Here is a 17380-nt window from a genome sequence, read left to right on the forward strand (position 1 = left end):
CCTCCGGCCGGGTCCCCGGCTGCGCGGGCGCCGCCGGCTCCCCCGCCGCGTCCGGCACCGCCGGCCTGCGGTGCCACAGCGGCGGCAGCCGGTAGGTCAGCAGATAGAGCACCGCGGCCACGGCGAACCCCACGTAGTACGTCAGCTCGCCCCACTCGGGATGGGCCGAGGCGACCGGGCCCGTGTAGAGGTCCGACTGCCAGAAGGGCACCGAACAGATGACCCCGGCCAGCCAGGCCACGAAGCCCCACTCCAGGATGCGGCGCTTCTCGTACAGCTCGGGGATACGCGTCTTGTCGCGGCGCGGGCCGACGAAGTAGTCGAGCAGGATGACGGCCACATAGGGCGCGATGAAGTAGGCGGTGAGGTTGAGGAAGACCTCGAAGGACGTGTAGATCCCGCCGACCCCCCACAGGCTGACGCCGAAGGCCGCGACGCAGATGAGGGTCACGCTCTGCCAGCGCTTGAGGGGCAGCCCCAGCGTCTGCAGGGAGATCGCGCCGCCGTAGACGTTGAGGAAGTTCTGCGAGAAGGAGGAGAGCAGGATCGCCAGCATCGCCGGGACCGACCACGGCCCGGTGAGCTCCTTGAGCGCCAGGATCGGGTCTTCGGTGGTGGTCGCCGCACCGGCCAGGACGACACCGGTGATGCCGAGCCACGACAGCGTGACGAAGTTGCCGAGCGCGGTGAGCAGACCGGCCGATGTGCTGACCTTCCTGCTGTCCGGCAGATAGCGCGAGTAGTCGGACGCGAACGGCAGCCAGGCGATCAGGAACGCCAGGAACCAGCCGCCGAGCGTGATCCAGCCGCCGGATGCGCCGATGTATCCGGAAGCGCCGGGGTTGGCCTCCAGGAAGTGGCCGCCCCGGTACAGCGCGACGACCGTCACCAGGGTGAAGAGCACGAACAGGACGACGGAGAGGATCCGCTGCAGGTAGTGGATCATGTTGTAGCCGAAGACGGCGACGGTCAGCTGGAGTGCGGTCAGCACCGCGGCCGAGAGCCAGAACGGTGTCCCCAGCAGGACCCCGAGCGCCTTGCCGCCGAGGATGACCGTGACGGCGGCCCAGCCGACGCCCGCGAACACGTTGATGTACGCGACGGGCAGCAGATTGCCCACGAAGCCGAGCGGGCCGCGGGCCTGCATCTGCTGGGGCACGCCCAGGCGCACCCCCATCCGGGACATGATCCCCATCGTGGCCGAGCCGACCAGGGCTCCGGCGAGGATGGCGGTGACCGCGGCCGTCATGGACAGGCCCAGTGCGGCGGCGCTGAAACCGAGCAGCATGATCGGGAAGTTGAGTCCTGCGGCGAACCAGATGGAGAACTGGGAGCCGGCCTTTCCGTGGCGTTCCACTTCGGGGATGTGGTCCACGCCGTACGGCTCCACCTTCGCGATGCTGTCGCGGTACCCCAGGTCGGGCGGTTGCTGCGCGGGCTTGTCACTGTCCATGCCATGCCTCCTACAGACTGCTGCCATGTTGTATGCCAGTGGTCAGAGTGAAAGTGCCATGTGTGCTTGTCAAGGGTTCGGGCAAGGGCCGGTCGCATCCGCCCAACAGCCTTGAGCAGAGGGGCGGAGCGGCATACGGGGCGCAACGCGGTGCGACAGTGTCTTGACGCTGCGCGGGAGCGCGCCCTAGGTTCGTGCCATGCAAGATACTTCTTCTAGCGAGGGTGCCCTCCCTGCGGACCGCAACCCCGCCGTCCGCAAGCAACGGCTGAGCGGTATGAGCATCCAGAGCCGGGTGATCGTCGAGCTGCGCGGCCGCATCATCTCCGGCGAACTCGCCCCCGGGACCAGCCTGTCGGAGATCGTGCTCGCGGAGGCGTTCGGCGTCAGCCGCACTCCGGTCCGCGAGGCCCTGAAGCAGCTGCAGACCGAGGGGCTCGTCGACATCAGGCCCCGGGTGGGGACATTCGTCGCGGCCCCGTCGCGGCGGGAGATCACCGAACTGTTCCAGATGAAGGAACTGCTCGAAGGCGCCGCCGCCCGGCTGCTCGCCCAGCGCGGCCGGGTGCCCGAACTGGACGCGCTGGAGGCCAACCTGTCCACGGCCGATGCCGCGGTGCGCAGCGGCGACCAGGAGGGTTACGCCGAACTGGTCCACGAGTTCCACGACTTGGTGATGCGCGGCGCCGACAACGCCAAGCTCGCCGACCACTACCGCACACTCATGAACCAGCTGGCCTACCCGCGCCTGGTGCACACCTCGCTGGCCCAGCCCGGCCGCCCCACCCGGTCCGACTCCGAACACCACCATGTCCTGGAACTGATCCGGGCCAAGGACGGGGACGGGGCGGAGCGGGTGATGCGCGAGCACGTACGGGCCAGCCACCGGGCGCTGATGGACGGTCTCGACCGGTCCGCTCCCGGCGCGGAAGGCCAGGACGGCCCGGCAAGTCCGGAAGACGCGAACGGCCGGCCCGGCTGAGGAACCGGCGCGCGGGCGGCCCGACCGTCCGCGCGCCACTCCCCCGCCCGGCACCTCGCCCTCCAGAAGTCCAGGACATCAGCCTTCAGGGCTCCAGGGCTCCAGGGCTTCCGGACACCAGGGGCCAGGGCTTCAGGACTTCAGGACGAACGGGTCGTCGGCCGGTCCCTCATCGGTGTTGATCCAGACGCTCTTGAGCCGGGTGTACTCGCCCATCACCTCGGTGCCGTGCTCCACGCCCATACCGCTGGACTTGAAGCCGGAGCGCGGCGACATCGGGGACATCGAGCGGTAGGTGTTCACCCAGACCGTCCCGGCGTCCAGCCGGGACGCGACGCGGTGCGCACGGGCCAGGTCGCGGGTCCACAGCCCCGCGGCCAGCCCGTACTCGGTGTCGTTGGCGAGCCCCACCAGCTCCTCCTCGGTCCCGAAGGGCATGATCGCCACGACCGGGCCGAAGATCTCCTCCCGGCAGAGCCGCATGCTGTTGTCGGCCTCGACGAAGGCGGTGGGGCGGTAGAAGAACCCGCCGAGGCCGCCCACCGCTCCGGGTTCGGGCCTGCTGCCGCCCGCGACGGTCACCGCGCCCTCGGCCCGGCCGGCGGCGACGTACTCCTCCACCTTGTCGCGCTGGCTCTCGATCGCCAGCGGCCCGAGCTGGGTCTCCGGGTGCAGCGGGTCGCCGAGCCGGATCGCGTCGGCGCGCGCCGCCACCCGCTCCACCACCTCGTCGTAGACGTCCCGCTGGGCGTACACCCGGCTGCCCGCCACACAGGTCTGCCCGGCGGCGGCGAACACCCCGGCCACGATGCCGACGGACGCGTTGGCCACATCCGCGTCGCCGAAGACGATGTTGGGTGACTTGCCGCCCAGCTCCAGCGTGGTGCGGACGAAGCGGGAGCCGCAGCTCGCCGCGATCCGCGACCCGGTGCGGGTGCTGCCGGTGAACGTCACCTTGGCGACCAGCGGGTGTTCCACCAGCGGTGTGCCGACCTCGTCGCCGTAACCGGTGACGACGTTGACGACGCCGGGCGGGAAGCCGGCCTTCTCCAGGAGCGGGGCCAGCTGGAGCAGCGAGGCCGACGTGTGCTCGGACGGTTTGACGACGACGGTGTTGCCGGCGGCCAGCGCGGGGGCCAGCTTGGTGATGGTCAGCAGCAGCGGGGAGTTCCACGGGGTGATGGCCACGACCACACCGAGCGGCTCGCGCACCGTGTAGTTGAGTATCTCCTTGCGGGAGGCCGGGATGGTGCTGCCGTGCACCTTGTCGGCCAGGCCCGCGTAGTAGTGCACGTACTCCGGGAGGCTGGCCAGCTGGGCACGCATCTCGCTGAGCAGTTTGCCGTTGTCCAGCGTCTCGGTACGGGCGAGTTCCTCGCCGTGCTCGCCGATGAGTTCGGCGAGCCCGCGCAGCAGCGCGCCGCGCCTGGTCGCGGTCAGATCGCGCCAGGACGGGTCGTCGAACGCGGCGCGCGCGGCCCGTACGGCACGGTCGGCGTCGGTGGCGTCACCGCGTGCCGTCTCGTACCAGGGTTCGGCGGTCGTCGGGTTGACGCTGGGCAGATAGGCGCCGCTCGCGGGCCGCACCCAGGCGCCGTCGATGTAGTGGTCATGACGCGGGAGTCGCGGTGCGGTCACGGTCCACCTCCGTGGTGTGTCGGATGATCTCGTCGGTGAGCTGCCCGGCTGCTTCCAGCGCGAGCAGATGCCGGGCGCCCGGGATGACCGCGGCCCGTGCGCCGGGGATGGCCGCGGCCAGTGCCCGGGTCATCGCCTCGGTCGAGCCGGGGTCGGCCCCGCCCGTGACGGCGAGGGTCGGCACGGTGAGTGCGGGCAGCTGGGGCCACAGTTCGGCGTCGGCCCGGGTGAACACGTCGTAACAGGCCAGGTACGAGGCGTGGTTCTGGCCCAGCAGGGTCGCCCTCACCTCTTCGACCAGGTCCGGTTCTGCCGTCTGCCACTCCCGGGTGAACCAGCGGTCGATCGCCGCGTCCACCGAGCCGGGGAAGTCCTCCCTGGCCCGGTCGAGGCGGCCGGCCACGTCCCGGCTCTCCTCGGGGGTACGCCGGGCCACCGAGCTGACCAGGGTCAGGGACGCGACGGCGGCCGGCCGCAGCAGCGCGGCCCGGGTCGCCACCAGGGCGCCCAGCGAGAAGCCGACGAGATGGGCGGGGCCTTCGAGGGTGTCCAGGACGTCGGTGGCGAGGTCGTCGAGGGTGACACCGGGCGCGGCCGGCGGTGAACCGGCATGGCCGCGCAGATCGACGGTCCGCGTACGGTGGTGTGCCGCGAGCGCCGGCACACACCGGTCCCACATGTGCCGGTCGAGGCCGACCCCGTGCAGCAGCACCAGGTCCGTGCCGCTGCCGTGGTCCTCGTAGCCGATCACTGCTCGGTCGCCAGCGGTGCGAGGCGGGCCTGCGGGCGGCCCTGGGCCGCGGCGGCCAGCGCGACGACGATCTCACCGGCGCGCGGAGCGTCGGGGACGCGGACCTCCACGGTCTGGTGGTGCGAGCGGATGGTGGCATCGGTGATGTGCTTGAGCGGGATGTCGAAGACCGTGCCGGCCCCGGCGCGCTTCTCCACCGCGGGCAGCAGGGTGGTGGCGGCGGTCGCGTCCCGGAAGTGGTTGCCGAATTTCAGGGTGTGGATCAGCGCCGAGCCGTGCTCGGTCTCGCCGTCCAGACCGACGATGGCCGCCTTGCCGTACGCCTCGACCGTCTCCCCGAGCGCCTTGACGACCAACGGCGCAAGCAGTGCGCCCAGTTCGGACGCGGTCGCCTCGATGCCGGGGCCGAGGTCCTGGACGAAGCCCTGGCCCGCCCAGGGGTTGTCGATGACGGCCGCCACCACAGCGGTACGGGCGGCCGGTTCGACGGGGACGCCGCCCTCGGTGTGGATCTCGTCCACGAGGGTGACGATCTTACGGATGTTCATGAGGTCCTCTCGGGGGTTGCCTGGGCGGGGGTTGCCGGGGATGCGGTCGCCAGGGTCTCCAGGGTCACCACGGGGTCGGTGCGCCGGTCCCCGATCCGGGCGTTGGGGCGCGGACCGGTGGCGGCGGCCGCGACGATCACCAGCTCGTCGGGGCGCGGGCCGTCCGGGACCCTGATCCGGGTGGCGGCGTAGTGCGAGCGGGTGGCCGCGGCCGTCTTGTGCCATATGGGCACGGTGACCGTGGTGCCGGCGGGGGCCTGCTCCTCGCTGAAGGCGATGATCGAGGTGCCTTCGAGGATCTCGCGTACGACATTGCCGAAGTACGGGGTGTGGATGAGGGCGCCGCCGTGCTCGCTCTCGCCGTCCAGGCCGACGACGGCCGCCTTGCCGAAGGACTCGATGGCGTCCGCGCCGCCGAGCATGGCGGTCAGCCGGCTGGTGATCTCCCTGGCCACCAGGGGCGCCAGTTCCTGGGCCTCGGCCGGCAGGTCGGCCACGATGCCGCGCCCGGCCCAGGGGTTGCGCACCACCACAGCGACGGCGCCGCGCCGGACGGTCGTGACGACCGGCTCGCCCAGTTCGCTGATGAAGTCCTCGCAGGAGGTGACGATGCGCCGGATGACGGTCACGAGCGGCCCGCGCCGCTCGTCCCGGCGGTGTTCGCGTCCGGGGTGAAGCGGGGCATCACCTGTTCGGAGAAGAGCTCCAGGCTGCGCATGGCGTGCTTGTGCGGCAGTCCGGGGTGGGTCGTCCACAGCATCAGATGCTCCAGGTTGATCTCGTCCTGGAGTTCGCTGATCTTCCCGGCCACGTAGTCGGGGGTGCCGACCAGCAGATTGCGGTCCTGGAGGAAGTCGAAGCTCAGCTCGTGGGCGTCGGTCAGCTCCTCGCCCTCCTCCATCAGATTGGACAGACCGCGCCAGTGCGTGACCCAGCGGTAGGTCTGCAGGAGCGCCTCCTGGAACTCCTCCCTGGCCTGCTCCATCGTGTCGGCGACATAGACGTCGCGCACCAGGGCGAGCCCCTCGCCGAGGGCGTGCTCACGGCCGGTCGCCTCGGTGGCGGCCCGCCGGTAGAGATCGAAGCGCCCCTTGAGCGCGGAGACCGGCGGCAGCCAGAGGATGCCCTGGATCCCGTTCCTCGCGCAGGACTCGATGGACCGGGGCGAGTCGACGACCTGCCACATCGGCGGGTGCGGGCGCTGGTACGGGGCGGGCGTGACGGCCAGCTTGGTGATCTCGCCGTCCGTGGTGAAGTCATCGGTGGCCGGGGAGAGGGGGTGGCTCCACTTCAGGCCCGGGGCGGGGAAGTCGTAGAAGCGGCCGTGGTGTTCGAAGAACTCCCCGGACCACGCCTTCTTAAGGATCTCCAGGGTCTCCTCGAACAGGGCGCGGTTCTGCTCCTGGTCGCGCGGGTCCGCCTGCGGGTTGAGGTTCATCGCCTCGCGCCCGTAGAGACCGCGGCCCACACCGACCTCGACCCGTCCGCCGGACAGCTGGTCGAGCAGCGCCAGGTCCTCGGCGAGGCGCAGCGGATGCCAGAAGGTGACGATGTTGGCGGCCTGGCCGATGCGGATGCGCTCGGTGCGCGCGGCGATGTCGGTGCCCATCAGGACGGGGTTGGGCGTGAGCTCCTGGCCCTCGTGGCCGAAGTGGTGCTCGGTGTACCAGACCGACCAGAAGCCCGCGTCCTCCGCGGCGACGGCGAACTCGCGTGCCTCCCGCATCAGACGGTGGTACTCACCGAGCTGACCAGGAGCGCCGAGCGCGTGAAAGATCGAGAAACGCATGGACCTGCCTCTCTGTGCCGACCAGCAGCTGCTGGCATACAACAGACCGTAGGTGCCGCTTCTTTCAGCCGTCAAGACTCGGAATGGCGTTTTTCAGAACGGTCCCATTCAGTGGGAAATAGCCGCTATATCCATACGAAACAAGGGAGTTGGAGCCATGGAACCAGCGAGAAAGAGGCCATCCCTTGACATGCAAGAGGAGCGTTCATAGCGTCCTGCCACACAAGAGCAGTGCACGGCGGAGCGAACCGGCGGGCGATCCGCGGGTCCCGCTCCCCCGCAGGAAAGGGCACGGTGGACGACGTATGAGTACCGGAAGCACCGACATCAGGGAACGCATCTCCGCGGCATGGGGTGCGGCCTGGCAGCGTGGCGAGGTCGACGCGCTCGACACCGTCCTGGCGGCGGACTACCGGCGGCACGGCCGCACCGCGCAGGGCGCGGCGGACCTGAAGGCCAATATCACCGCATGCCGTGCGGGCTTCCCCGATCTGGTCACCGAGATCGAGGACTGTGTGGTCGAGGGGGACCGGGTGGCGACCCGCTGGGTCAGCAGGGGTACACACACCGGGCGGCTGATGGACGTACCGCCGACCGGCCGGGCCGTCACGGTCTCCGGCGCCACGTTCTCCCGTATCGAGGACGGCATGGTCGCCGAGGAGTGGGTCACCTGGGATCCCCGCCAGCTGTTGACCGCGCTGGGGATCATCCCGCTCGACAGCGCGCGGGCGGAGACGCCCGCCGGGGCCGGGGCCCAGGGCGGCCACGCACGATCGGCGGTGGCGTCATGAGCACGACCGCGGAGAACCGGCCGGCGGCGGAAGTGGCCGAGTCCGATGTCAAGGGACTGCACCGCAAGTTCATCACCGGGGTCACCATCGTGACCACGATGGACGGGGAACGGCCGCGCGGTCTCGCCGTCAACGCCTTCTCCAGCATCTCGCTGGACCCGCCCCTGGTCATGGTCTGCGTCCAGCGGACCTCGTCGACCTATGAACCGCTCTTCCGCGCGGACCACATGGGCATCAGCATCCTCGCCTCCGACCAGCTGCCCGTCGCGACGGTCTTCGCGGGCAAGAGCGACGACAAGTTCGCGGAGCTGCGCTGGACAGCGGGCGCCCACGGCTCGCCGCTGATCGACAGCAGCGCGGCCGTGCTGGAGGCGCGGATCCAGGAGCGCCTGCAGACCAGCACGCACACCATCTTCATCGGACGGGTCACCCAGGCCGCCCACTCCGAGCGGGCGCCGCTGATCTACAGCGCGGGCGGCTTCTACGACGGCGGGCAGCTCGATGCCGCCGCTCTCTGAGCCGGCGGAACAGGCCGGGGGGCGGGCCGCGGCCCGCCCCGGCGACCGCGCGCCCGGGCCCTGGCTCGTCGTCATCGACATGCAGCGGGCGTTCGCCGATCCTGACAGTGCCTGGCGGGTGCCGCGCTACGCGGAGATCGAGCCGGTCATCGGGGCGCTGGGCGAGCGGTACGCGAGCCGCACCGTGCACACCCGCTTCGTGCCCGACCCGGCCGAACCGGACCAGTGGGCCCGCTATTACGACCGCTGGAGCACGATGCGCCGCCCACCGGACTCGCCGCTGTGGGAACTCACCCGGCCGCTCCCCGACGGTACCCCGGTGGTCTCGCTGCCCACATTCGGCAAGTGGGGCGGGGAACTGGCGGCGCTCACCGCCGGCGCCCCGCTGGTGCTGTGCGGTGTCGCCACCGACTGCTGTGTGCTGGCGACAGCTCTGGCCGCGGCGGACGCGGGGCGGGCGGTCACGGTCGTGTCCGACGCCTGTGCGGGCGTCGACGACCGCAGCCACGGCGACACCCTGCGTCTGCTCGGCCTGCTCTCGCCCATGGTCGAGGTGTGCGAAGCGCGCTCCCTGCCGGGGGCCGGGCGGTGACAGGGCGGCGGTGAGTCCCGCGCCTCAGGCCCCCGCCGCCAGCAGCTGCCGCACCCGGCGGGCGGTCGCCGCGTCACGGGCGGCGGTGAAGGGCAGCGCGTTGCCGCCGGTCACACGGAACGGCTCGCCCGTGAGCGTCAGATGGGCGCCGCCCGCCTCCTCGACCAGCAGCAGTCCGGCCGCGTGGTCCCAGGCCAGCTCCCAGTTGAACGCCACCGCGTCGAGGGTCCCCCGGGCGATCGCCAGATACTCCAGGCCCGCCGAACCGCACGGCCTGGTGCGGACTCCTTCGGTACGCAGAGCGAGCAGCGAGCTCTTCTGCTCGGGTGTGGTGAAGTCCGGGTGCGAGGTGGCCACCCGGATTTCCGCGCCGGGCGCGGGTGAACCGGCCTGGAGCGGCTTGCCGTTGAGGCGGGCGCCACCGCCCCGTACGGCGACGGCCATCTCGTCCAGCGCCGCGGCGTATGTCCAGGAGGCGAGCAGCTCGCCGCGGTGGGCGAGCGCCACCAGGGTGCAGAATCCAGGTTCGCCGCGTACGAACTGGCGGGTGCCGTCGACCGGGTCGACGATCCAGACGGGCGCGTCGCCCCGTAGGGCCGCGTACGAGGACGGGTCGGCCGCGACGGCCTCCTCACCGACCACCACCGAGCCCGGCAGCAGTGCGGTGAGGGCCGCCGTGAGGTGTTCCTCGGCGCCGCGGTCGGCCACCGTCACCAGGTCGTGCGGACCGCTCTTCTCGGCGATCTCGTGCGCGGCGAGCTGCCGGAAGCGCGGCAGGATCTCGGCGGCGGCCGCCTCGCGGACCACCGCGTCGACCTCGGTCAAATCCCTGGTCAGAAGCTGTTCGGTCATGGCCCCATCACAGCACACCCCGGTGAAGGCGCCGTACCGGTTCAGCGGCCGACTGCGTAACCCTGCATGCCGCGCGGGTTCGCCGCCGCGCTCAGCACCCCGGTCAGCGGGTCGCGGGCGACCGCGCACAGCCTGCCCTCCGACCAGGCGCCGCCGACGGTCACATCGTGCCCGCGGCGGCGCAGCTCGGCGACGGTCTCCTCCCCGATCCGCGACTCGACCGTGACGCTGCCGGGCCGCATGCCGCGCGGGTGGAAGGAGCTGGGGAAGGAGTCGTTGTGCCAGTTCGGGGCGTCGATCGCGCCCTGGAGGTCCAGACCGCCGCGGACCGGTGCGGTCAGCGCGACCGCGAGGAAGAAGTGCACCTGCCACTGGTCCTGCTGGTCGCCGCCCGGCGTCCCGAAGGCGAGCACCGGTACACCGTCGCGCAGGGCGAGCGAGGGGGTGAGGGTGGTGCGCGGACGGCGGCCCGGGGTCAGTGAGTTCGGCAGCCCCTCGTCCAGCCAGGCCATCTGGAGCCGGGTGCCGAGCGGGAAGCCCAGCTCGGGCACCACCGGGTTGGACTGGAGCCAGCCGCCGCTCGGGGTGGCCGAGATCATGTTGCCCCAGCGGTCGACGATGTCGAGGTGGCACGTGTCGCCGCGGGTCGCGCCGTCCTTGGCGACGGTCGGCTCGCCGGAGCCGGGCGCGGGGATCCCCATGGCGTCGAAGCCCGGCTCGCCCGCGGCCACCGCGGTGGCCTGCCGGCTGAGCCGGGGCGCGCGGCCCTCCGGGCTGCCGGGGCGCAGCTCGTGCGAGGCGGCGCCGGTGATCAGGGCGCGGCGCTGCGCGTTGTACGGGCCGGAGAGGAGCGCGCCGAGCGGTACGTCACCGGCGTCGCCGTACCAGGCCTCCCGGTCGGCCATCGCCAGCTTGCAGCCCTCTATGAGCAGGTGGACGTAGTCGGCCGAGCCGTACGGGGGCAGTTCGCCGGGGTCGCCGGGGAGCAGTGCGAGCTGCTGGAGGAAGGCCGGGCCCTGGCTCCAGCCGCCCGCCTTGCAGAGGGTCCAGCCGTTCCAGTCGTACGTGGCGGGTGCCTCGTAGGAGGCCGACCAGCCGGCCAGGTCGGCCGCGGTGAGGGTGCCGGTGTGGCGGTCGCCGCTGGTGTCCCTGGTGGGGACCTGCGACTGGCGCACCAGCGCTTCGGCGACGAAGCCCTCGCGCCAGACGGCTCGGGCGGCGTCGATCTGGGCAGCGCGGTCCGTCCGTCCTGCGGTGGCCTCGGTGATCAGCCGGCGCCAGGTCGCGGCGAGCGCGGGGTTGCGGAACAGCTCGCCGGGCGCCGGTGCCCTGCCACCGGGGAGGTACACATCGGCGGACGAGCTCCACTCCGTCTCGAAGAGTTCCCGTACGGTCTCCACGGTCCGGCCGACACGCTCGACGGGCGCGTGGCCGTCCTCGGCGTAACCGATGGCGTACTTCAGGACGTCGGCTACGGACTTGGTGCCGTGGTCGCGGAGCAGCAGCATCCAGGCGTCGAAGGCGCCGGGCACCGCGGCGGCCAGCGGCCCGGTGCCGGGGACCAGGTCGAGGCCGAGCGAGCGGTAGTGGGCGACGCTCGCGCCGGCGGGGGCGGGGCCCTGTCCGCAGAGCACCCGCACCTCGCCGCCGGCCGGGGCGATGATCGCGGGCACCTCACCGGCCGGTCCGTTGAGGTGCGGCTCGACGACATGGAGGACGAAGCCCGCGGCGACGGCGGCGTCATAGGCGTTTCCGCCGTCCTCCAGAACGGCCATCGCGGACTGCGAGGCGAGCCAGTGGGTGGACGACACCATGCCGAAGGTGCCCTGCAGGGTGGGGCGGGTGGTGAACATAGGGGCTCTCACCTCACTGTTTACGCGCGTCAGACGGTCGAATCGGAACTCAGGATCGGGCCTGGAGAGAATCTGGGGAGTGTGGATCGGCACTCTCCTCCACCCGCTCCCCCAGCAGGCTATCGATCGCCCTGCGCCCCTTCTTCCCCGCCTCCGGCAGGAAGGGCGCGTAGTGATCGAGCGTGATGGTCGGCGATGAATGCCCCAACCACTTGGCGAGGGCGTGTTGGCGGCGATCGCGTTTCATTGATAACTGCGGTCATGGGAAGGCTCCTTGGGGTGAGGCGCGGGGATGAACGCAGCCGTCTGGTCATCACATGCAAATCGCACGGAGACCGGACTCCTCCAGTGGTCCGGAGAATCGCAGTTCTGGGTAACCGGCGATCGTCGGCCATGTTGCCCGCCCCATCACGTACCCGACAGCGGCTCGGCATCACCAACGACGAGGGGAAGCACGTACAACCGCGGGGCCCGAGGCGTGTCACCCGAGGCGACCGCTAGCAGACGTCGTGCACTAGTCGTGCACTAGTCGATCGACACGCACCGTCGCACAGCACTCGGGGCCCAGGGCTAACACCACTTGCCCGAAGTGTGGCACCGGAATGCCGTGCCACGTGCGCGAGGACGAAACGATCACCGCGATGCCCGCGTTGCAGGAAATCTTTGCCGAGGAGACCCGCTCCTGGTGCGGCTCCGGTCGGCACGGTGACCTCGGCGCGCGTCGGCCGGCTCGACCAGCGCTTCGGGCGGCGCACCGCCCTGTACGGGGGCATCGTGGTGGCCTCGGCGGGCGTCCTGGTGACCGTGGCCGACAGCTTCGCGGCGATCGTCGCGGGTCTGGTCCTGATCACGGCGGGGTTCTTCACCGGCCATGTGATCGCCTCCAGCTCGGTGAGCAGCGCCGCGGCCACCGGCCGCGCCCAGGCCTCAGCCGTCTACCTGACGATCTACTACACCGCCAACAGCGTCAGCGGCACCCTGGCCGCCTCCGCCTGCCACGGCGCGGGGTGGACGGGCGTGGTCGCGGTGTGCCTGGCCTCGATGGGCCTCGCGGCGCTCATCGCCATGCACAAGACCTGACGCCGTGTCATGAACAGACAGCGCCGTTCGCGGCCGGCCATCTCCCACGCATCACGATTCGTGATCGGTGTCAGATCGGATTGCGTCTTGGACGGCTCACGGCCCGGTGTTGGACTGGATCCGCGGCGGTTCCCCGGCCAGAGGGACCGCGCGTCAGCCGTTCCACCTCGATCCAGCGGAGAACACATGCCTCTCATCCACGTGCAGCAGACCCCCGGCAAGACCGCCGAGCAGAAGGCCGAGCTGGTCCGCGAGCTGACCGACGCGTACGTGAAGGCCACCGGCAGTAAGCCGGAGAGCGTCTGGGTGACCGTGCAGGAGATCGCAACCGACAGCTGGTCGATCGCCGGCGACACCCTCGCGGCCCGCGCCGCCGCAGCGGCCAAGTGACCCGCGGCCCCGCCGGGCCGCCGGCCTGACGCGAGGGCTTCGCAGCCGCCGTTTCCGGACCGAGATTCCCCCGTTCCGGCCCGGAAACGGCCCCCCTTCGTCTCCCCACCCGGCCGCCCGGGCCGGGCTTGGAGGTGCCCCGCACCCGAACCCGGTCGCCCAGGCCGCCCCTTGAGCCCACCCCGAACAGGAGATGAGCCGTCGTGAGCGACGCGCTTGACACCGCCGTCCCGTCAGCCGGCACCGCAGGTCCCCTGGATCTGCTGGTCGTGGGGTGCGGTGCGGGCGGCCTCGCGACGGCGGTCTGCGGACCGACGCCCGTTCGCGGGTGCTGACACCGGCGGGCACGCCCGTCGACGGCCTGTACGCCGTCGGCGAGACCGCCGGTCTCTCCTACAGCCGCTGCCCGGGGGCGACCCCGGTGCTGCGCGCGCTCACGTTCGGTCGGTTCGCCGGGGCGGAGATCGCCCAGGTGACGGCGTCGGCCGGCTGAAAACCCCCGCCCCCTCCCCACACCGAGGAAGTTGCCAGTTGCCATGAAGACCGCATCAACACGCACTCCCTACGCGCTGTTGCTCGCCGTCCTGTGCTCGCTGAACGCCGGTGGCCTGTTCGCCTCCGACATCAACCTGCCGGGCGTGCCGGCCACCGCGCACGCCTTCAACACCCCGGTCGCGTCCGTGCAGTGGACGTTCAGCGCCTTCATGATCGGCATCGCGGTCTCGCAGGCGATCTACGGGCCGATCTCGGACGCGTACGGGCGCAAGCACGTCATCGTCTCCGGGCTCGGCCTGTTCGTGGTGGCCTCCCTGATCTGCGCGGCGGCGCCCACCGTCGAGGTGTTCGGCGCCGCCCGCCTCCTGCAGGCCCTCGGCGCCGGCTCGGGCATGGTGCTTGGCCGGGCCGTGATCAGCGACCTGTACGACGAGAAGGACGCGGCCCGGATGTTCGCCACGGTCATGCCGATCGTGGGCGTCTCACCGTCCATCGCGCCGCTGGTCGGCGGCTATCTGACAACGTACGTCTCCTGGCGCGCGCCCTTCGTGGTGACCGCCCTGATCGGGCTCGCGACGCTGGTGGTGATGGTCACCTCCATCCCCGAGAGCCTGCCGCCCGAGCGCCGCAGCAAGCACCTGGGCGCCACGCTGCGCAACTACCCGAAGCTGCTGACCCGCCCGCTGTTCTGGGCCTACACCCTCAACCTGGCGGTGGCGTACGGCGGTTACTTCGGCTACCTGGCCGCGTCCCCGCTGGTCTTCGAGAAGATGGGCCTGGCCACCGAGACCACCAGCTACTGCTACATCACCGTCTCGATCGCCTATGTGGCGGGCAGCCTCACCTCGCGCACCCTGCTGCGCAAGCGGCCCGTCAACCAGCTGCTCTGGATGGGCCACGGGTTCTTCCTGCTCGGCGCGCTGATGATGGTCGGCCTCGGCCTGAGCGGGGTCGGCGGGCGGTGGGGACTCCTGGTCCTCGTCTTCATGCCGGTGATGACCTTCGGTAACGGCTTCCTGCTCCCGCTGTCGATGAGCGCGGGCGTGACGACCTTCCGCGCGACGGCCGGTGCGGCGTCCGGTCTGATGGGCGCGCTCCAGCTGCTCGCCGCCTCGCTCGGTATCTTCCTTTCGAGCCGGCTGCCCGCGGGCGACCTCTTCGCGCTCGGCTGGTTCGTCCTCGGGGCCGCCTCGGCGGGAATCGCCGCCTTCGCCCTCTTCCTTTCGCTGGCCGCCCGGCAGACCGCCCGTGCGCAGGCACTGGACAGGGAAATTCGCATTACCAACGGCCGCGCAGCGGATTTCCAGAAAGCTACCGCCCAGAGTAAATAAATTCCCGAGGTAAACAAAACTCCATTACCGACGGAGCGGCCCTCCCGGTGGCAGGTGCCGCTCGTCGGTGTGCGAGGATTCCTCCGTCGTGGCGATCCCTCGGACACCGAAGGTTGTACTTTCAATGAAGGGGTCGCCCCAGCGATAGGGGGATCCTGTGGAATTACGCCAGATTCAGTACTTCGTGGCGGTGGCCGAAGAGCTGCATTTCGGCCGCGCGGCCGAACGCCTGCACATAGGCCAGCCGGCCGTGAGCCAGCAAGTGCGCCGACTGGAACGGGAGCTGGGCACCCAGCTCTTCGACCGTTCCAGCCGCACCGTGACCCTCACACCGGTCGGCCGGGCCCTGCTGCCGGAGGGCCGCGAACTGCTGAAGGCGCTGGACTCCTTCGCCTCCATGGCGCAGCAGCTCGCGGCCCAGAGCGCGGCCACCTTCCGCCTCGGGATCAGCTCCGCCCTCGGCCAGCGCCTGGACGACTTCCTGGACGCGCTGCCGCGCCACGGGGCCGACACCCGCTTCGAGTTCCAGACCCTGGACGCCCGTACGCGCCTGGAGGAGGTGCGCGCGGGGCGCCTGGACGCCGCCTTCATCCGGGGCATCGAGCGCGCTCCTGGCCTGCTGCTTCTCACGCTCTGGTACGACCCGCTCGTGGTCGCGCTGCCCGCCGCGCACCCGTTGGCCGAACGTGAGCGCCTGGATCTGGCCGATCTGGCCGAACTGCCGTTGCGCATCGCCGGCCGCGAGGAGAATCCGGTGCTGTTCGACACGGTCGTCGCGGCGTGCCGCGCGGCCGGTTTCGAGCCGCTCCTCGGGCCGCCCTCGACGCGGCTCCAGGACACCCTGGCCGACATCGGCGCGGGCGGCTCCGGCTGGACCCTGGTGTACCCGACTGCGACCAACACGGTGTCCTCGCGCCGCATCGCGCTGCTTCCCCTTAACGGGGAGCCGGTCACTATCCGTATGTTTCTCGCCCTGCAGGAAAACGCCGACCCCGCACGTCTCGAGTTGTTGACGGCTGCGAGTAGGCAGGTTCGACGAAAGGTTGCGGGCGGGTACTGAGCCATTTTGCTTGGCGAATTCTTTACCTTCCCATTAGGTTTTGATGGCGGCGGTGCGATACGTTCTGAGCAACGAGCTTCCAGCCTGGTGTCCCGCCGATGTTCTTTCCGGCTGATGGGCGTCCGGCTGTGGAATCGCCAAGTTCGTAAACGGGGTGATTTTTGATATGTCCTGGTGGAAGTCCCGCCAAAAAAACCGCGAGTTAACTCTCCATCAATTCGTCGTGTCACGACGGATTCACATGCCACCTGTCGCCCCGCCAACTCATACCTGGAGGGGTAATGATCGTCAATCTTGATGTAACGCTGCGCGACGGAGGCTACCGCAACAACTTCGACTTCCCGCTGGACTACGCGCTCCACCACGCCCGGGAGAGCGTCGCGGCCGGCATGGAGTGGGTCGAGATCGGGTACCGCAACGGGTCGTTCAAGACCAAGCCCGGCCTCGGCCGCACCGGCATGGGGGCGGACGAGTACATACGGGCGGTCGCCGAGGTCGTCCCGCCCGAGCGCCTCTGCATGATCCTGCACCCGAAGAACATCACCGAGGACGACCTCGGCAGCATGTACGAGGCCGGCGCCCGCCTCCTGCGGTTCTGCCTTCCCTCCGCGACGCCCGAGCCCGGGCTCGAACTGCTCTCCCGGGCCGCCGAGCTCGGCTTCACCACCACGGTCAACATCACCCGGGTGAGCCAGCTCGCCAGACGCCGCCTCGTCGACCTCGCCGCCATGTCCGGCGACGCCGGCGCGGACGTGGTCTACCTGGCCGACTCCAACGGCAGCATGCACCCGGGCGAGGTGTCTCAACTGGTAACCCTGGTGCGGTCGGTGACCGACGCGGCCATCGGTCTGCACGCCCACAACAACCTCGGCCTCGCGCTGGCCAACGCCATCGCGGCCGTCGACGCGGGAGCCACCTGGATCGACTCCTCCGTCCTCGGCATGGGCAAGGGTCCGGGCAACCTGGTGACCGAGCAGTGGCTCGCCTACCTCGGACGGCGCACCGGCACCGCCACGTACGACCTCGGCCGCATCCTCAGCCTCGCACACCGCATGGAGTCCGAGATCGCGGAGGCCGCGCCGTCGCTCCCGCTGCCCGACCTGGTCCTCGGCCACTTCGACCTGTCCGTCGAGGAGCGCGCCAAGCTGCCCCTGGACCGGATCGCCGACGCCTTCTCGGCGGCCCGCGAGCTCACCGCGGCGGGCGCCAGGTGACCTCGCGTCCCCCGCACCCGGAGCCGGCGCGCACCAGCGCGCC

Annotated in this window: 18 protein-coding genes; 10 read left to right on the forward strand and 8 right to left on the reverse strand. The window is 70.8% G+C overall.

Annotated elements, in window-relative coordinates; genetic code table 11:
* The coding region (locus G3I19_RS24460) for a cytosine permease (RefSeq protein ID WP_164265855.1) at positions 1 to 1453 on the reverse strand (1453 nt) is incomplete at its 3' end.
* A gap of 277 nt (positions 1454 to 1730) precedes the next feature.
* Between G3I19_RS24460 and G3I19_RS24465 the strand changes: the two genes are divergently transcribed.
* Entirely contained in the window at positions 1731 to 2435 is a 705-nt protein-coding gene (locus G3I19_RS24465; protein ID WP_164265856.1) for a GntR family transcriptional regulator, read from the forward strand.
* A 132-nt stretch (positions 2436 to 2567) separates the two neighbouring features.
* Here the strand turns inward: G3I19_RS24465 and G3I19_RS24470 are convergent, their stop codons facing one another.
* From G3I19_RS24470 to G3I19_RS24490, 5 genes are read right to left on the reverse strand one after another with little or no spacing between them, the layout of a single operon-like run.
* Positions 2568 to 4073: an aldehyde dehydrogenase gene (locus G3I19_RS24470; protein ID WP_164265857.1), complete on the reverse strand. Its 1506-nt coding sequence runs from the start codon at positions 4071 to 4073 to the stop codon at positions 2568 to 2570.
* A complete protein-coding gene (locus G3I19_RS24475) occupies positions 4045 to 4824 on the reverse strand; it encodes an alpha/beta fold hydrolase (protein WP_343235194.1) in 780 nt (259 codons plus the stop codon). The genes G3I19_RS24470 and G3I19_RS24475 overlap by 29 nt, the downstream gene beginning before the upstream one ends.
* The gene (locus G3I19_RS24480) at positions 4821 to 5372 is read right to left on the reverse strand and encodes an amino acid synthesis family protein (protein WP_164265858.1); all 552 of its coding nucleotides are present in this window, start codon (positions 5370 to 5372) and stop codon (positions 4821 to 4823) included. The genes G3I19_RS24475 and G3I19_RS24480 overlap by 4 nt, the downstream gene beginning before the upstream one ends.
* Complete coding sequence (locus G3I19_RS24485) at positions 5369 to 6001, reverse strand: amino acid synthesis family protein (protein ID WP_164265859.1); 633 nt, start codon at positions 5999 to 6001, stop codon at positions 5369 to 5371. The genes G3I19_RS24480 and G3I19_RS24485 overlap by 4 nt, the downstream gene beginning before the upstream one ends.
* Complete coding sequence (locus G3I19_RS24490) at positions 5998 to 7161, reverse strand: LLM class flavin-dependent oxidoreductase (RefSeq protein WP_164265860.1); 1164 nt, start codon at positions 7159 to 7161, stop codon at positions 5998 to 6000. The genes G3I19_RS24485 and G3I19_RS24490 overlap by 4 nt, the downstream gene beginning before the upstream one ends.
* A 305-nt stretch (positions 7162 to 7466) precedes the next feature.
* Here G3I19_RS24490 and G3I19_RS24495 point away from each other — a divergent pair, with 305 nt between their 5' ends.
* The 3 genes from G3I19_RS24495 to G3I19_RS24505 are packed head-to-tail and all read left to right on the forward strand — an operon-like array spanning position 7467 to position 9062.
* Positions 7467 to 7952 (forward strand): ester cyclase, encoded by a 486-nt coding sequence (locus G3I19_RS24495; RefSeq protein ID WP_164265861.1) that lies wholly within the window; start codon positions 7467 to 7469, stop codon positions 7950 to 7952.
* Positions 7949 to 8470 (forward strand): flavin reductase family protein, encoded by a 522-nt coding sequence (locus tag G3I19_RS24500; protein WP_164265862.1) that lies wholly within the window; start codon positions 7949 to 7951, stop codon positions 8468 to 8470. Before G3I19_RS24495 ends, G3I19_RS24500 begins: the two co-directional genes overlap by 4 nt.
* Entirely contained in the window at positions 8454 to 9062 is a 609-nt protein-coding gene (locus G3I19_RS24505) for an isochorismatase family protein (RefSeq protein ID WP_164265863.1), read from the forward strand. The genes G3I19_RS24500 and G3I19_RS24505 overlap by 17 nt, the downstream gene beginning before the upstream one ends.
* A gap of 24 nt (positions 9063 to 9086) precedes the next feature.
* On the opposite strand, the gene G3I19_RS24510 is transcribed toward G3I19_RS24505, so the two are convergent.
* On the reverse strand, positions 9087 to 9914 hold the full coding sequence (locus G3I19_RS24510) for an inositol monophosphatase family protein (protein WP_164265864.1): 828 nt from the start codon (positions 9912 to 9914) through the stop codon (positions 9087 to 9089).
* Between the two features lie 41 nt (positions 9915 to 9955).
* Positions 9956 to 11767: a gamma-glutamyltransferase gene (locus G3I19_RS24515; RefSeq protein ID WP_164265865.1), complete on the reverse strand. Its 1812-nt coding sequence runs from the start codon at positions 11765 to 11767 to the stop codon at positions 9956 to 9958.
* A 705-nt stretch (positions 11768 to 12472) separates the two neighbouring features.
* Between G3I19_RS24515 and G3I19_RS24520 the strand changes: the two genes are divergently transcribed.
* From G3I19_RS24520 to G3I19_RS24545, 6 genes are all read left to right on the forward strand, one after another.
* Positions 12473 to 12847 carry an MFS transporter gene (locus G3I19_RS24520; protein ID WP_164265866.1) on the forward strand — a complete coding sequence of 125 codons (375 nt, stop codon included), beginning with the start codon at positions 12473 to 12475 and terminating at the stop codon, positions 12845 to 12847.
* Between the two features lie 186 nt (positions 12848 to 13033).
* Complete coding sequence (locus G3I19_RS24525) at positions 13034 to 13237, forward strand: 4-oxalocrotonate tautomerase family protein (RefSeq protein WP_164265867.1); 204 nt, start codon at positions 13034 to 13036, stop codon at positions 13235 to 13237.
* A 274-nt stretch (positions 13238 to 13511) separates the two neighbouring features.
* On the forward strand, positions 13512 to 13730 hold the full coding sequence (locus G3I19_RS24530) for an FAD-binding protein (RefSeq protein WP_164265868.1): 219 nt from the start codon (positions 13512 to 13514) through the stop codon (positions 13728 to 13730).
* Positions 13731 to 13773: 43 nt separating this feature from the next.
* Entirely contained in the window at positions 13774 to 15063 is a 1290-nt protein-coding gene (locus tag G3I19_RS24535; RefSeq protein WP_164265869.1) for a multidrug effflux MFS transporter, read from the forward strand.
* 157 nt (positions 15064 to 15220) lie between these two features.
* Complete coding sequence (locus tag G3I19_RS24540; protein ID WP_164265870.1) at positions 15221 to 16123, forward strand: LysR family transcriptional regulator; 903 nt, start codon at positions 15221 to 15223, stop codon at positions 16121 to 16123.
* Positions 16124 to 16404: 281 nt separating this feature from the next.
* Positions 16405 to 17337, forward strand: coding sequence for a 3-hydroxy-3-methylglutaryl-CoA lyase (locus G3I19_RS24545; RefSeq protein ID WP_164265871.1), 933 nt, complete (start codon positions 16405 to 16407; stop codon positions 17335 to 17337).
* Positions 17338 to 17380 lie beyond the last annotated feature (43 nt).

It is taken from the genome of Streptomyces sp. SID10853 (genome assembly GCF_010548145.1).
Lineage (GTDB): Bacteria > Actinomycetota > Actinomycetes > Streptomycetales > Streptomycetaceae > Streptomyces.